General features: G+C 47.6%; 15 protein-coding genes. 2 read left to right on the top strand and 13 right to left on the bottom strand.

The features are described 5' to 3' along the window. Positions 1–508: 508 nt before the first annotated feature. On the top strand, positions 509–1,951 hold the full coding sequence (gene sbcB, locus V4C51_RS14425; RefSeq protein ID WP_330926886.1) for an exodeoxyribonuclease I: 1,443 nt from the start codon (positions 509–511) through the stop codon (positions 1,949–1,951). A 7-nt stretch (positions 1,952–1,958) separates the two neighbouring features. On the opposite strand, the gene V4C51_RS14420 is transcribed toward sbcB, so the two are convergent. The 12 genes from V4C51_RS14420 to V4C51_RS14365 form a co-directional block, all read right to left on the bottom strand. Continuing rightward, entirely contained in the window at positions 1,959–2,354 is a 396-nt protein-coding gene (locus V4C51_RS14420; protein ID WP_330926885.1) for a response regulator, read from the bottom strand. A 657-nt stretch (positions 2,355–3,011) separates the two neighbouring features. Next, entirely contained in the window at positions 3,012–3,665 is a 654-nt protein-coding gene (locus V4C51_RS14415) for a response regulator transcription factor (RefSeq protein ID WP_330926884.1), read from the bottom strand. Between the two features lie 446 nt (positions 3,666–4,111). Next, entirely contained in the window at positions 4,112–5,755 is a 1,644-nt protein-coding gene (locus V4C51_RS14410; protein WP_330926883.1) for a lipase family protein, read from the bottom strand. 426 nt (positions 5,756–6,181) lie between these two features. Then, the gene (sctU, locus tag V4C51_RS14405) at positions 6,182–7,231 is read right to left on the bottom strand and encodes a type III secretion system export apparatus subunit SctU (protein WP_330926882.1); all 1,050 of its coding nucleotides are present in this window, start codon (positions 7,229–7,231) and stop codon (positions 6,182–6,184) included. After that, the gene (sctT, locus tag V4C51_RS14400; protein WP_330926881.1) at positions 7,228–8,019 is read right to left on the bottom strand and encodes a type III secretion system export apparatus subunit SctT; all 792 of its coding nucleotides are present in this window, start codon (positions 8,017–8,019) and stop codon (positions 7,228–7,230) included. The genes sctU and sctT overlap by 4 nt, the downstream gene beginning before the upstream one ends. 2 nt (positions 8,020–8,021) lie before the next feature. After that, positions 8,022–8,285: a type III secretion system export apparatus subunit SctS gene (sctS, locus tag V4C51_RS14395; protein WP_330926880.1), complete on the bottom strand. Its 264-nt coding sequence runs from the start codon at positions 8,283–8,285 to the stop codon at positions 8,022–8,024. Then, positions 8,278–8,940 carry a type III secretion system export apparatus subunit SctR gene (gene sctR / locus V4C51_RS14390; protein ID WP_330926879.1) on the bottom strand — a complete coding sequence of 221 codons (663 nt, stop codon included), beginning with the start codon at positions 8,938–8,940 and terminating at the stop codon, positions 8,278–8,280. The genes sctS and sctR overlap by 8 nt, the downstream gene beginning before the upstream one ends. Before the next feature lie 32 nt (positions 8,941–8,972). Beyond that, on the bottom strand, positions 8,973–9,956 hold the full coding sequence (gene sctQ, locus V4C51_RS14385) for a type III secretion system cytoplasmic ring protein SctQ (protein WP_330926878.1): 984 nt from the start codon (positions 9,954–9,956) through the stop codon (positions 8,973–8,975). A 7-nt stretch (positions 9,957–9,963) separates the two neighbouring features. Continuing rightward, complete coding sequence (locus V4C51_RS14380; RefSeq protein WP_330926877.1) at positions 9,964–10,737, bottom strand: type III secretion HpaP family protein; 774 nt, start codon at positions 10,735–10,737, stop codon at positions 9,964–9,966. Positions 10,738–10,760: 23 nt separating this feature from the next. Further along, on the bottom strand, positions 10,761–11,222 hold the full coding sequence (gene sctO / locus V4C51_RS14375) for a type III secretion system stalk subunit SctO (protein WP_330926876.1): 462 nt from the start codon (positions 11,220–11,222) through the stop codon (positions 10,761–10,763). Further along, positions 11,222–12,553, bottom strand: a complete 1,332-nt coding sequence (sctN, locus tag V4C51_RS14370) for a type III secretion system ATPase SctN (protein ID WP_330926875.1) — start codon at positions 12,551–12,553, stop codon at positions 11,222–11,224. The genes sctO and sctN overlap by 1 nt, the downstream gene beginning before the upstream one ends. A gap of 169 nt (positions 12,554–12,722) precedes the next feature. Beyond that, positions 12,723–13,253 carry a type III secretion system chaperone gene (locus V4C51_RS14365; protein WP_330926874.1) on the bottom strand — a complete coding sequence of 177 codons (531 nt, stop codon included), beginning with the start codon at positions 13,251–13,253 and terminating at the stop codon, positions 12,723–12,725. Positions 13,254–13,484: 231 nt separating this feature from the next. Between V4C51_RS14365 and tadA the strand changes: the two genes are divergently transcribed. After that, positions 13,485–13,961 carry a tRNA adenosine(34) deaminase TadA gene (gene tadA, locus V4C51_RS14360; RefSeq protein WP_330926873.1) on the top strand — a complete coding sequence of 159 codons (477 nt, stop codon included), beginning with the start codon at positions 13,485–13,487 and terminating at the stop codon, positions 13,959–13,961. Between the two features lie 60 nt (positions 13,962–14,021). Here tadA and V4C51_RS14355 read toward each other — a convergent pair whose 3' ends face one another. After that, positions 14,022–15,614 carry a ShET2/EspL2 family type III secretion system effector toxin gene (locus V4C51_RS14355; RefSeq protein ID WP_330926872.1) on the bottom strand — a complete coding sequence of 531 codons (1,593 nt, stop codon included), beginning with the start codon at positions 15,612–15,614 and terminating at the stop codon, positions 14,022–14,024. Positions 15,615–16,000: the final 386 nt, after the last annotated feature.

The raw sequence follows: 16,000 nt of genomic DNA, 5'->3' as shown, positions 1-16,000 counted from the left end.
TTGTTCGTCAAATAGTCCCGCTATTCTCCTCACAAAAGCGACTTTTTATCCGCCATTTCTCGCGGTCCTCGCTACGGGCAGACTTTTAAGACTGCTTCTTAAGAGTAGAAAGTTGCAAAACCAAGAGTATCTACCAAGCTTGGCTCAGCTGGCCTCCTGCTGCCACAATGAAGGCTTTGCGAAGCCGTGAGGTCTGAGTCGCAGCAGTGAGACCAGCGCTAAAAATTAAATTACCTGCTCATTCGGTCAGAGAAAAACTTGAGAGTCGAGTGATAAGAGGCAGTGCAGTGGCTCCATTATTGTTGTGTACATATTATGAATGCAAAGAGTGCAGAATAGTAAAAATTAATGAAATACCCAAAGATCAAAATATATGTACACACTATGGTTTGATACAAGGTGAAATAATGGTGATACTAAAGAACCAAAATGAAAAGTTTATGGGTGTTAATCCCTGTATTATCAGTGATTTATGTTGTTTTAATGAACAATAGTGCAAGGTAATAATATGAAAAGTTTTTACTGGTTTGATTATGAGACGGTGGGAACAAACCCTGCTGCGGACTGGCCATGTCAGTTTGCAGGTATTAGAACTGACGAACATTTTAATGAAATCGGTGAACCTTTAAATATTTACTGCCAGCTGCCAAAGGATCATTTACCGCACCCTGAAGCCTGCCTGGTGACAGGATTAGACCCGACAGAAGTGAATAAAAAAGGTCTGGTAGAAGCAGAATTCATCAGGAGAATTCATCAAGAGTTGATGGTGCCGGGAACCTGCGCTGTAGGGTACAACTCCCTGCGTTTTGATGATGAAGTCACGCGCCACAGTTTATACCGTAACTTTTACGACCCCTATGCCAGAGAGTGGCAAAATGGAAATAGCCGCTGGGATCTTATTGACCTGGTCAGGTTGACTGCCGCATTGAGACCTGAAGGGATCAACTGGCCATTACACGACAATGGTGATAAAAGCTTTAAATTGGAAGATCTGGCGCGTGCCAACAATCTTGATCATGGCAATGCCCATGATGCGTTATCTGACGTCAGAGCAACCATTGCCCTGGCCCGGCTGATAAAAAGCCACCAGCCAAAAGTCTATGATTTCGTTTTTAAGCAAAGAGGCAAGCACGAGGCTGCCAGTTTGCTGAATCTATCAACGCAAAAACCGGTAGTGCATGTTTCAGGGATGTTTGGGCCAAAAAAGCAAAACCTCTCCATTGTCATGCCACAGGTCAGGCACCCGGTCAATAACAATGGCGTGATTGTCTATGACCTGACAGTGGACCCAGAGCCTTTGATGGCATTGTCAGTAGCGCAAATTCAGGAGCGGGTATTTACTGCGGTGGATCAGCTTCCCGACAACAGCGCCCGTATTCCGTTGAAAGTGATTCATCTGAATAAATGCCCCGTGATTGCCCCACTGAGGGTTTTAAAGGAAGATCATCACCGATTGCCGTTGGATATAGACGTTTGTCGCAAGCACTGGACATTATTACGGGCGCAACAAGGTTTATCGAAAAAAGTGCGGGAGGTGTTTGCCAGTCCCCCTGTAAAGATGACTGATGATCCTGACATGATGCTTTATTCCGGCGGTTTCTTTTCTCCGGCTGATCGCCGTGCCATGGATCAGGTCGTCAACACCAGTCCTGAGGAACTCGGTCAGTTGGAGCTGGCATTCAAAGACCGGCGCCTGGAAGAAATGCTGTTTCGCTATAAGGCTAGAAATTATCCAGACGTTCTTGATGGACAGGAGAAAGAGCAGTGGCGACAATTTTGTATTCATCGCCTGACACAGTCCGGTGGGGAGCGATTTGGGTTTCAAGCCTTCAAGGAGGCGTTGATGACGTCGAGGACGCATCACCAAAGCCCTGAGGCTTGCCGTTTGCTCGATAAAGTTGAGCGCTATGTGGAAGAGGTCAGGTTGCTGCTTCGGATTGAGTCACACTGAGGGAATATTATAATAGGCTCATTGCCACAGGCTGCTTGATGAATTGGTTAAAATGTTCCGCGAGACGCCCGTATATTACCGGTTTTTCAATATAATCAATGGCGCCTGCCTTTATCCCGGCAACGGCGCTGGCAACGTCGCTATGGTCTCCCAGAATGATGACCGGGATGGTGCTTTCCTCATTATTGAGAGTAGATAAGAGTCCAAGTGCCTGGCCGCAGGGCTTGTCATTGGCAACTATGACGCAGGCAGGTGCTTTCTTGTGTACAGCATTGATCAGCGCACTGCTTGTCTGAAAGCACTCCAACATTAATGATTTTTCTTCACAAAGGCTACGAATAGTCTCTGTGATGTCTGTATCTTGCTCAAGAAGATACACTGTTGTTGGTAGTGCCAGATTCATATAAGCGGCCCTGCTATATATTTAGCGATTCATGTCGATGTATAAACCATCAGCCGTGGCTGAAAATATAGCGGTTTTCAGCCATATCTGATGATTTTTCTCACAGGTACGACGATCATTTTTTTATTGTTTTTGATTCTCTTAATCCATCCTACCGTCGTCGAGTTTAGAAGCTGCCTGTAAATAGCTGAATGGAGGGTTTTACTAGACGTTGTTCGGGGAGTACCTAAATGCGCTCTATTGGATGGGTTAAACTGTGGCACTAGGGATTGAATGCAAAATACAGCAGGTGTTGCCCCTCAAAAATCAGGTAAGGACACTGACTTTCAAGGGGATAGCTACTAGGAGCCTGTCCGAGAATAGACTGCCCTACTGCGGTGGCAGCAAATTGGTCTAAAAATTCGGAAATTTTTAGCAAATAGAACCACTATTCACTAAAAATTTCCGACTTTTTATCCTCAATTTTCTGCCATCCTCGCTACGGGCGCTATTCTCGGACAGCCTCCTAGTGCAAACAAGCGTTAATATACATACAACCATCGCTTTGGTCACTCCTGCGAAGGCAGGAGTCCATTTTCTGGTAGATTCCCGTCTTCGCGGGAATGACGACTGTATGGGTATTAGCGCTTAACAGCACCAGGCAAAGGTTATGGGTATTTATACTTTAAAGTTAAATTCACCTTCGAGATGCTCTTTTACTTGCATCACCTGACGAACCAAGTGGGCCAATGACTTGGTGCCCATTTTTTCCATAACGCGAGAGCGGTGAATTTCTACGGTACGTTGGCTGAGATTTATATCGGCAGCTATAACCTTGTTAGCTTTGCCTTCCACAACGTGATGGAGCACCTCGCGCTCCCGATCTGTCAAAGAGGATAAGCGGCGCAGAATTTCCTTGTGCTCAAGCAGTTCACGACGCTGTTGCAGATCCAGCTTGAGGCCATCATTGATCAGGTCGAGAAGCTCTTGGTCACGGAATGGTTTCTGAATAAAGTTCATGGCACCATCTTTAATGGCCTGAACGGCCATCGGGACATCGCCATGACCTGTGATAAAGATAATGGGCAGGATACAGTGAATTTCAATCAACTTATTTTGTAGCTCTAGACCACTCATGCCGGGCATGCGAATATCAAGAACGATACAGCCTGGACGATTTTCATCATAGCTCTTGAGAAAATCAGCAGGGGCAGAAAATGCTTCAACGGCCTGTCCGACAGAATCCATCAGCATTTTTAGTGAATCACGCACAGCTTCATCATCATCGATAATGAAAACAGTGGGTTCTTGCTTGATAGCCTGTTGCTGCATAATGACTCCACAGTGGGGAAATTGCTGTATAGCGTTTGAAAACAAGAGCCGTTATTCTTCATGACCAAGCTACCGCAAGCGTCGGAAGAACACTGCCAGTCAGTGGAAAACGGCTTTTGGGCGGTAAGTGTAGCAGAGGTTTCTACGCTTTGTCCCGTCCTGAGTATGTATCAATAGCTCCAATAATAAGGAGCTACTTTCGCTCTTTTAAAGATGCTCAACTTGTAGCGCAATGGTAGATGATAAATACCAAGGTGTAATTAGGGAAATCACGTAGCTGCGTGTTTCTATCCGCTTGTAAGAGATGGTTAAGGTGGGGTAATCCATAACTGGTCTGACGTTTTTTTGAAAAACTACAGTATATACCCGGTGAGATATACTCAAACGATTTTTTATGGCGGCTCAAGATCAGCCATACCCTTGGCGCAGACTGTTAAGGCGGCTTTTTAACGACCACCACCGCTTAAATAGGTCTTCATACGTGTTAGTAAAGACATGGTTTTCTTTGCCAGGTAAGAGATTTTCCCGGCCAGATATGAGAACGAACTCTTGTGAATGTTGTCGTTAGCAGTCTGCTTAGGTGTTTTCCTTGTTTTCCTTGTTTTCCCTGTTTTCTGAGGGGGAGTTGGCTCAATACTTTTATTTTTGTAGTAAATCGCGGTGGGTATAACTGAAGCAGTACCCGATAAGAGCAACGCGTCGAGTTCAGAAGCACTGTCTGAATGGGTTAAATCAAGGTCGGGCAGGGTTTGTCGGGTAAATCGGAGGTAATTATCCATGCTGTGCCAGTTGGTAATGAACTTGCCGGCGTTGCCCAACAAGGATACGCAAAACGCGTAGGCGGCACAGGTGGGGTCAGTCAATGCTGCTGCAAACATCACGGCGGTTTTGACCGTTTCAGTAAAAATAGTACCACCATACTGATAAGGATCAATTTCCGTTGGAACCCATAGTGTCAGCCCAGGGTGAGCAAAATTCATGGAAGCTAATGGGACTCTCGGCACAATATCAAGGTTATGAACAACGCGAAGAATGTGATCTCTGCCAATAAGACTTTCTATTTCTATAGCGGCAAAGTTATTGAGCACCCGTGGTGCACCGAAGGTGACCACATAGGTAGGAAACCATTTTTGCAGCCGTTCAGGATGAGCGTTCGCAAAGATCAAGTCTGAATCATCTGATAACGCTGTTGTACCAAGCAGTGTATTGCTGGCAAAGTAGGCAGCAAGGGGCAGGGCAATCCCGCCACCGAGACTATGACCAGTAAATACGGTATCAATGTGGATGTTACGTTTTTCCAGATTGACCATCATATCAGCCAGGTCACTGTCTATATCGTGCTCATGAAATAATTGAGCATCAATAAAAAGTTGCTTAATGGCTAATTCCATAGAAGGTATGGCTGACTTGGCGGCTGCTACAAACCCTGAGTGTGCGGTGGCGTTAATACCAAGACCCAACGGGGTTAATCGCGTATCTTTATTAACACAGCCATCAGTTAACGCATCTGCGACAGTGATGGTTCCATTTAAAGCAATGACCAGTTCGTAAGATCGCAAGGCGTGGGGCAGGGGCTGTGATGCCTTTCTCAAGGCAGCGATCCCCACCGTGGACTCAGAGGAAAGCGGCGTATTTGGCAAGGGAGTCCCGTTACCTGATAATGCACTTGCCGCATTGATGGCGGTTTTAGCCGTGTCGATGGCTGTAGAGCCTTTACTCCCACGAAAGGAAATAATGTGCCAGGGGGTTTCCGTCGCCGTAGAGAATGAACATCGAGAAAAATCACTCTTTGAAATATCGGCGCCTTCTTTTGCCATGCTGTAAGCCACTTTTGCCAGCCTGGCAAAGTCCAGTATTTTCTTTCGGGTCAGATAATGCTGCTCACTATCGAGGATATCACTTAAGCCAGTGTTATTCTGAGGCTCATCGGTCCGAACTGTTTCACTGGCTTCTGAAGTGATTAGCGTTTCAAATGTTTTTGAGAGATAGTTGACGCGTTGTTTTTGTTTTTCGACGATCTCCCAATCGTTAAAATTGCGGTCGGTTAATCCTGTGGTTGCAAGGGGGTGACTGAGGGGATACCTTGCCATTGAAACAGAACAGACAAAAAAGCAAAGTAGGCTCACTGAGTATGAGAGATACCTTGTCGTCTTTGAGGCGTTTTTACACCCTGTTTTCATAACGGTTTGTACCTGTGTGCTATTAAAAGACTAAGCAATTTTGTGTATTTTAGTATCGATAGTTTTTATGCGTTTCTGTTTGATTTAATAAAATAATAAACAGCGAGTAACAATATATTGGAGGTAATTGTAGAAGGTTTTTTGCTTTCTTCCATTAAATAATTTTCTAGGAGTCTGTCGGACTTATGCTTTCGAGCATGAAATTCTGGCCGCACTTTCTGGATTTCAGGCCGAGATTTCCTTAAGTCCGACAGGCTCCCAGATATATAACTTGCCATTGGCTATTTTAATAGAAACGAATATGCTGGGGAGGCAACATAAAAGGCAGAGAATGAGTTAATCGCTGTATTTTTCTTCCTCTTTAACGTCCTGCACCCAACGGAAGACCTCTGCCACAGGTTCAATCAATTCACTGGGGATATAAGCGGCAATAGCGGTATCAAATAAAGCATGGGCCAGGGGGACATTTTCCAGAACGGGAATCCCTTCTTTTTCGGCGACCTTGAGAATAAAGCGGGCATGGGCACCACGACCTTTAACCATGACCACCGGTAAGGGGGTTTTACCTTGCCGGTAATGGAGTCCAATAGCAAGGTGGGTCGGGTTTTTTATGACCACATCGGATTTTTTGGTGTTCTCTGCTGAGTTGAGAATTTCCTGGTGTATTTCCTTTCGCTTGCTTTTGATTTCCTGACTGCCTTCCATTTCTTTGTACTCTCGCTTTACTTCGTCTTTGGTCATGCGCTGTTGTTTCATAAAATTATGGCGTTCAAACAGGTAGTCGGCCACAGCAATGACCACAAAGGCAGCAACGGAGTAAATCAACAGTTTCTTCATGACCGCACCGGTCACTGGCAGTATGCAGCCGGTACCACAATAAGGAATATTGACCATATCGCCGAGTGTGGTTTTGATGACAAAGTAAACCACAAAGGAGAGGAACACGATTTTGATAATGGATTTAAAAAACTCCACCAGGTTCTTTAAGGCGAATATTTTTTTCATGCCCTGAACCGGGTCAATCTTTTTAATATCGGGTTTAACCGACTCCCCGGAAAACAACATACCAAACTGCATGACATTACCGATAATGGCAGATAACATGGCCACCATAACAAGTGGAAATAAAAGTACAATAAACTCGTCGAGAATCCCTGTGGTCACCACTTTGAAAGAAAAAGCAAAGTCTTCATTATAAACCGATGCGGGGAGCATCAGCATTTGTTCGATACTTTCCATAAACCGATCGCTCATAGCCCAAATGGTAGCGAGTACCGCAATTAAACCAAAGGTACCTGAGACCTCCTTACTTTTAGCCACTTGCCCTTTTTTTCGGGCATCCCGGAGTTTTTTCGGCGTGGGTTCTTCGGTTTTTTCGCCACTCATCGCCAAAGTACTCCAAGGGATTTAAACAGCTCGGCAATGTTCATCATATGCTGGCGCGATAGCATCATAATAGCCCCCACATAAACCACCAAAATAGCGGCTGCAACGCCACTTTTAATGGGCATGGCAAGAATAAACACGTTCAGCTGGGGAGCAGAGCGGCTGATCAGGGCAATACCAAACTCGGTGATAAACATGGAAATTACCACTGGGGCAGAAAGCCACATGGCCAGACTGACAATTAAATCAAACTGGTTTAAAAAAAAGACCGTCGCTTTCATGTTCAGGTGGGGGAAGTACTGAAAAACCGGCCAGGCCTCGTAACTTAAAAAGACATTTTTCAGCAACAGCAAAAACAGGCCACTGGTCATGATGATGGCAATAAACGCCTGCGTGAATAAAATACCCAAAGGTGAGGTTTCTGAACCTGAAAACGGGTTCATGGTACTGGCCATGGAGGCACCGCGCTGGTTATCGATAAAAAAACCAGCCGATTCCAGCGCCCAAAAAGGCACTGCCACTACAAATCCGAGTAAGGCGCCAATAAAAACTTCTTTCACCACAATCATGGCAGTCATGAAAATAGGTACCGGGCCTGCTGGTTTATATTCAGCGAGCATGGGGTATAAAAAAATGGCCATACACAGACAGATGCCATTGCGAATCATGGTGCCGCCTAACACCTTTTTGTGGAGCATCGGCAGCACAGTAAACAGTGCCAGCAGCCTGGGCAGTCCCATGGAGAAGACATAAAACCATTCTTTGAGCTCACTCACCGGAATTGGCATGGCTAAAGATCCGGTATCTGATTCATGATGGCCAGTGAGTAGTTATAAATTTCAATGCCCATCCAGCGTGCGGTAAGAAGAATACTGATAATGACGGCAATGAGCTTGAAGGCAAACGGCAGTGTCTGCTCCTGAATTTGTGTCAGTGCCTGAATCAAACTGATTAACAATCCCACGGCTGAAGCGGCAATGATAGGCGGCATTGACAGCAGTAAGGTCAGCATCAGTGCCTGTGCCGTCAGACCGATGACGTCCGGGTCAAGCATAACTTAATACCATGCCATGGGTGAGGCGCGTCCAGCCATCGAGCATAACGAACAATAACAGTTTAAATGGCAGTGAAATGGTCATTGGGGAAACCATCATCATCCCCATGGCGAGCAGGATGTTCGAGACAATCAAGTCAATGACGATAAAGGGCAGGTATAACAAAAAGCCAATCTGGAAGGCCTTTGCCAGCTCACTGATACAAAAAGCCGGCATCAACACCACAAAATCTGTTTTTGTCAGTGTTGAGCGGTATTTTTCTGGCCAAAGTGTCCCGGCGGTTTTCAGAAAGAATGCCCGTTCCCGTTTGGCGGTATTTCGCTCCAGAAAGTCCCGGTAAGGCTCTGCGGCGACTTTCAAACTGTCTACCCAGGACATGTCCTCAACGGTAAAACTGAGGTTATTCTTTTGAATGATTTCGCTGGCCTGATAGCCCACCGGCGCCATAATATAGAGCGTCAGGATAATCGCCAGGGCATTCATGGCAATGTTAGGCGGAATTTGCTGCAGACCGGTGGCATTGCGCAGTATGGAGAAAACCACCACCAGTTTCAGAAAAGACGTCCCTAAAACGGCAAAAAAGGGAATCAGTGACATCAGTGCCAGAGGGAGCAGCAGATAAAACGGGCTGGTTAATGAAATGATGCTGTCCATAGCGCCACCTGAAAAGGGAGGTTATTGGGCGTTTACTGCTTTAACTGGGTAATTTTGGCACCGAGCCGATTATCAATCTGCACCAGTTGGCATTCGGCAATCACCTTACCATTGGCCCGGATGCGAACGGGTTGCTCCATGGAGCGGTCGAGCTCAAAAACGTAGCCAGGCTGAATATTCTGCAAATCACTGACATTAAACTGTTGGCTGCCAATCTCAAATAGCAGCTCAACGGCCATGTCAGACAGGTCGACGCTGCCCTCTGCTCCGTGCTGTTCGTCAAAGTCATGTGCTTCATCCATAGGAGCCATCCTCTGTTCAATGGTGACGTGGTTGCCATCGGCTTCAGCCAGAAAAGCGGTGCGATGGTTAAACCGAAGGATTAATTGTTGACCGCTCACGTGTTGCTTCAAAAAGATAATATCGCCAACGTCAAGGTTGCCGAACTCCGCCTTTGTAAGCAGCGAGCGTCCGAGTTCAAGCCGCGCGACAAAAGGAATGGCAGGGACTGGGCATTGCGCGTAAAACGGCAACTGTTGTAACAGGGACAACGTTGTCTCGTTAGCTGGTACGGAAGCGCCACAGGTGATGCCATTAACCTGGACAACCAGAGACAGCCCCCCGCTGACAGGTTCACCGGATGAACTGTCAAACCCTTCAAGGGTTACGGGTATATTAAAAACGTCACAGAGATGATGCAGCGTTTCATTGATGCCGGTCATCAATGCCGCCATGACCAGCTCTTTGGGCAGCTTTGTTGCCGCGAAATGCTCAAGGCGCCCTGGCAGCAGCAGGGTGAGCATCTGCTCATCGACACTGACTGGCAGTGTCTCATTATTAACAGACAGAATAAGTTGATAGCCCTTTGCCACAGGGGTATCAATGGCCGCCAGGGTAAGCTGCCCGGTTTGTTCTGCCAGTGTGATGTTAAAACGGGTCTGTCGTACGGCGAGCAGTCGGCTCAGACGCGCGTAAGTGGGTGAAACCGTTGGCAGATCCGGGAATGCGTTGCTCATGGGCTAACTAGGCCGAAGTTGGCTTCTCATCATTGGTTTCTTCTTCTGTGGCATACTCATTTTGAGCGCTTCCTTCCTCATTGTCTCCGTCATCACCGGCCATATTGAAGCTGATCTGGACATTTTCACCGGTAAAGCGCTCATCGAGGTGCTTTTGCAAGCTGGCCTGATGTTGCGCCAGCAGGTTGTGGGTTTCTGCTGAGGTGGTGTTCATGGTGACGGTGAGTTCGCCAGCGTGTCGATGCACACGAATTTCTGTGCCTTGTAATACGGTATCTTTCATGGTGATGCGCATTTCAGCGCCGTTAACGGCATCTTTGGCAGAGACCTGGATTTGATCGGCCATTTTTTGCAGGGCGGCCTCTACCTCTTTAATGCTTTTGGTTTGCTGTAATGCCTGAAGTTTGATGTCTGATTGCAGCTGTAATTCCTGGGCGCTCAAGCTGGTTTGCAGCTGTAATTCCTGCATGTGACTGAGCATCATTTCCGAAGGGGAGCGCTGGTTTTCTGAACCTTGGTGTTGTTGACCACCAGTCCCTCCTTCACCCATCCGTTTTTTTTGTTCACTGATGTCTTTTTCCAGTCTTCGCTGCTCTGCCAGCAGCGTTTCCAGTGATGCTTCTTCGGTTTCCTCGGGCTTTTTCTTGGGTTCTTTTTTCTTCAGCTCTTTGCTAAAGCGGTTAGACTCTTCCTGAGATACCCGCTCGTTAGGTTGCTGCTGAGTCTGATTGTCCACAGAAGGTTTGTTTTGCTCAGTGTTAGGACTTTGATCAACGTGCATGGTATCTCTCCCTTCGTCATTATTTAACGGCTTGGCCTGACCGAGAACTCCTCCATTTCAATTTCTTCAAGCCGTTGTGCCTCTCTGGCAGCCTCTTCATCAAGAACACGCGTAAATTCTTCAAACTTCTCTACGGCCAGCTGTGCCTTATGATGGGCTTCTTGCGCTGCCTTGAGGGCTTTTTCAGCAGCAGCAACATCATTTTTCGCTGCCTCAATGGCTTGCTCAAGGGTGGCATCTTTCTCCCGCAACAAGGCGACCTTTTGTTTGAGCATGTCAAGATCGTTTTGCCGTACGTCGGTATTCAATATGTTATCGTATAGCGCCTGTTCTTCTTTACAGCGCCACTCGATATAGTCAAACAGCGCTTGCTCTTTCTCTTTCTTTGTCTGCCGGGCTTCTGCCAGTAGCCGTTTTCGGCGCAGAACCTCATCATTCGCTGATTTTTCCCGGATCTCTTTAACCTTCAGTAAGTCATGGAGCATCAGACACCCGTCACCTGTCTGAGCTGGGCAATAATGTCATCGTATGACATAAAATCCGTTGTCCGCTGTTTCAAGAAAGTACGGATTGACTCAATTTTACTGAGGGCTTCATCGGCGACGGCATCGGAGCCTTCTTTGTATTCACCCACTTTAACCAGCAGCTCGATCTCATCGTATTTTGCCATTAGCTCGCGCAGTTTGCCGGCGGCTTCTTTATGGGCGTCTGGGACAATGGCATTCATGACGCGGCTGGCACTGGAAAGGACATCAATAGCCGGGTAGTGGTTGGATGCGGCAAGTTTGCGCGACAAAATAATATGGCCATCAAGAATTGAGCGGGTTTCGTCAGCCACAGGTTCGGTCATGTCATCACCTTCTACCAGCACCGTGTAAAGTGCGGTAATAGAGCCAATGTTTGACATTCCGGCCCGCTCCATCAGTTTAGGCAAGGTGGCAAAGACCGAGGGTGGGAAGCCTCGACGAGTAGGAGGCTCACCGGCTGCCAGGCCGATTTCACGCTGTGCTCGAGCAAAGCGGGTGACTGAGTCCATCAGCAACAGCACACGCTGCCCACGGTCCCGAAAGTACTCAGCCACAGCAGTGGCAGTGTAGGCGGCTTTGGCACGTTCCATGGAGGATTTGTCTGAGGTGGCCACAATAATGACCGACTTCTTTACGCCTTCTGGTCCAAGGTCATGTTCAATAAATTCCCTCAGCTCCCGTCCTCGTTCGCCGATCAAAGCGAGCACGGTAACATCGACCTGAGCCCCTTTGACCAGCATGGACAGCAACGTGCTTTTACCGCCGCCGGCAGCAGCAAAAATGCCCATACGCTGTCCTTCCCCGCAGGTAAGCACGCCATCCATGACTTTTAAGCCCAGAGGTAAGGGGCGATCAATGATTTTTCGTGTCATCGGGTCAGGGCTTTCAGCATAAACAGGGTACCAGGCTTCAGGCTCTATACCGTCAAAAGCGCCTTTATCGAGGGGGTCTCCCATACCATCGAGCACCTGGCCAAGAAGGTGGTTGCCGACCCCCACATGGTGGACTGTGCCTGTGGGGATCACCTCGGTACTGGAAGAAATACCCATGATTTCACCCAGAGGCGACAATACCGTTTCGTTTTCCTGAAACCCGACTACCTCGGCATAGCCTGCTTCCTCGCCATCAGGGGCAACCATTCTGCACAACTCGCCCACCTTGACATTAGGCACCGCCGCGCGAATAATCATGCCCTGAACCTCTGTGACACGCCCTCGAATGTCCACCAGGGTGCCGCCTTCTACGGCATTTTTCAAAGCAGAGGTCAGGTAATTAAATGTATCAGCCACGCCTATCTCCTGTGACAGCCATTATCTGATTGTTCTCAGGGTGTTTGGAAAGGCTATCGGCAGAGAACGGGGATAAAACAAGGCAAGGACTAACAATTCAGCATAAAAAAAGTCGCTGATGGTAGCGACTTTTTACACATTGATTACACAGTGACGCAGGGGGCAGGCATTACACCATCATCCCCATATCGCCGGGGCCGCCAGCGGGTGGTCTCGGGGATGCGGGCGGGTTGTTATTTGCTGCCGGGTTAGCCTCTGGCTTTTGGGTGCCCTGGGTATTGTCGTCACTGTGCTGGGCTGTTTCAATTTCACCAATAATCCACTCAAGTGTATTGACAAACTTCTCCAGCATTGACTCAAAGGTTCCGTAGTCAGCCGATGCCAGCATAGAGCGTATCAACAGGACTTCGCTCTTATCGTGGTTCAACGCCAGGAAGGCACCTTGCATACTGTGGTGTTGCAAGTTGAATGACAACATGGCTTCATAAAGGGTCACTTTGGCGTTGTCGTGGGCGTCCATGGGTTTGACTGAGGCGACAAAGACCAGGGCTTCGTCTTCATCCAGGTATTCCATATTGACAACCAGTGTGTCATCGAAGCAAAGCCCGCAGGCATCGTGCTCATTGAGGCTCAACTCCCCCAAACCGATGCTTTTGGCAAAGTGTGCCAGGTTTTCTTCGACGTTTTGCTTGAATGACATTGACCATACCCTCCGCTGGTAACTTGTCACCGATAGATAATGGTGTACTAACTTTTAGTATATATCGCACAAACTACCAAGGAGGTTAATTTATTTTTGCACCTGGTATTATGACAGTGTTTTTTTCTATGGCAGATGAGTGACAGTTCCTTACCTATGGGTTTTAATTGCCAGCTTATATTTAAAGTCAGACAAAAATCCAAAAGGTAGCCAATAGAAGGGAGCCGGTAAATGAAGGACGATACAATCTGGATGGAACAAGCCCTGGTTGAAGCGCGAAAAGCGGCTGAAAAAGGGGAAGTGCCTGTTGGCGCTGTTATTGTTTTGAAGGGTGCTATTATTGCCCGGGGCCATAACCAGCCCATTTCAGGCTGCAACCCTGTTGCCCATGCTGAAATTTTGACACTTCAGGCTGGGGCCAGGGCGCTGGGTAATTATCGGCTGGTGGATTGTGAACTGTTCGTTACCCTGGAGCCTTGCACCATGTGTGCAGGTGCTATTGTTCACAGTCGTATCCGGCGATTGGTTTACGGTGCCCTGGAACCCAAAGCAGGTGCCATTGAAAGTGTCACCGAGGTGCTCTCTCAGCCACAGATGAATTACCGGGTAGAAGCTACCGGTGGTGTGCTGGCAGATAAATGTGGACAGATGATCAGCGATTTTTTTAAACAACGGCGGCTGCAAATTAAAAAAGCAAAAGGCGCTTAATGGGTTTCGGGGAGTTGATACGCATGCGGTTTTTACCACTTCATCTGGAGTAGTCCAGACCTACTCTGACATTTCCTCTTTGAAACCACTTGATGCCTCGACAGAATTACCCCCATCTAGCACCAGAAAAAAACCGGGCGTCCCCTCTACTATTTTGATAGTGAGCATGTCCTTTATGGCTTTTGCCTCACGCAGGTCTAGAAACTGCTTAATGCCTTCGGTATAAGCGCTGACAGCTTCGGGATGGCCATTTTGTAGCGCCATGGAAAGACCGGGTGTTCCATCTTCTCTTTTGGCGGCGAGCAGTTTCTTTGTGACTTTTGGCCCAAATATGCCTCGAAACGGCTTAATACCCTCGAGATAAGCGCTGACAGCTTCGGGATGACCATCTTGTAGCGCCATAAAAAGACCGGGTGTTCCGTTTCTTTTTTTGGCGGCGAGCAGTTTCTTTGTGAGTTTTGGCCCAAGTATGCCTTGAAACGGCTTAATGTGCTCCATATAAGCCCTGACAGTCTCCTGATGACCATTTTGTAGTGCCATAAAAAAACCGGGTGCGCCATCAGCACTTTTGGCGTTGAGCAGCACGATAAGTTCGTGGGGGTTGTCGCTCTTTAGCTTCGATAATATTGCCTTTAGTGAGCCCACGGCGCTGTTGTTTAGTTGGCCATGTTGCATTAACAAATGGAGTAATGAGGGTGTTAACGCTGCCAATACGGTAACATCGGAATCATTCTGTGCCTCAACAGTGTCTGTGCTCATCAGGATGCCCGCACGCCCCTGGCCTAAGGCATAACCTTTTTGATCATACCTGGAAATAAACGGGCTCAGGGTGAGTTGTTGAAGCACTTCCTCATTCGAGACAATCACCCGTCGCACGATTGTTGTGTAGTTTGGGTCATACCATTCTATCTTGATAGCTGAACAGGCGGTGGGCACCAGCTTGATAGCCATGGAATGGTTTTCTGTCTCCAAAAGCCAGCTTTGAGATAGCTTGCCACGGGCGGCCGGATCGCTCGCACCCTTGTTCATCCACAGGTCATACAATGCCTGCCCAAAGCGTTCGGCATCAAAATAAACGGCTACTTTGGGGATGCCCCCGGAAACAGGCGTTTTTTCCAACTGTTGATCTGTTTTTATAGCGGCATTGTTTTGAATAGTCTCTATACTGGCGACGGCATTAAATTTGCCGCCCGGTTCTTTGGGTTCACCTTGGTTTACACTCGTTTTAACGCCAAAGCCGCCGGTCGCAAACGCATAAGCCAAATGCCGACATTCAATATGGCTATCGTCTGTTCTGTTTTTTGCCCTGCCATTTAATTTTTGTACGGGTCCTTTTGAGTCATAACTGATGACAGAGGTGTTGTTGACTGATGATTTATCTGAGCGGTGAAGGCGTTTCTTTGAGTCTGCCCTGTAGAGCGTAAATGGTCGAGACTGTTTTTCCAGTTGCTGTATTTTTCTCCGAAGCAACCGGATGCCTTTGGGCCGGGAGCAGGCAGGTGTATTTTCCGCAGACAGTTTACGCTTTTTACTTGAGCGGGCAACGGCCTTGTCCTTTGCGGGCCATTTACGCTTTTTACTTGCCCCCCTTTCAGTTGTTTGTTCTGGCGCAGTGCCCGCATAAGGTCCTGTTCCTTTCGCCCCTACATGCATAGTAATTTCCTTGTTTATTCGTCGAAATACTTGTTATGAGAGCGACATGGGGGAATTTCTCCTCGCCCGGTCCAGTCAGCGGCTGGTTTGTTATTTTCGGGTGAGGTTCGCACATTTTGTCACGGCTCAATTTGTCATGGCTCAACCCCTTATTTGATGCCGTCAACGCTGAAAAATGCCCCTGTCTGCACCATTTTGTCAGTAGTTCTGACGCCTGTGATGGATGGGCAGACAATAATAAGAAGTACTGTGTTCTTTGTAGCCCTCAGATCTGAGGTGAGTGGGCTACAGGCTCCTAGGAGCCTGTCCGAGAATAGACTACCCTACTGCGGTTGCGATAAATTGGTCTAAAAATTCCTGCTTCTTCGTCAAATAGCCCCACTATT

Origin of the sequence: Candidatus Sororendozoicomonas aggregata, from assembly GCF_031528575.1 — a bacterium.
GTDB lineage: Bacteria > Pseudomonadota > Gammaproteobacteria > Pseudomonadales > Endozoicomonadaceae > Endonucleibacter > Endonucleibacter aggregata.
Note: the sequence above shows the minus strand (reverse complement) of the source record. Positions and strands in the feature narration are given on the sequence as shown.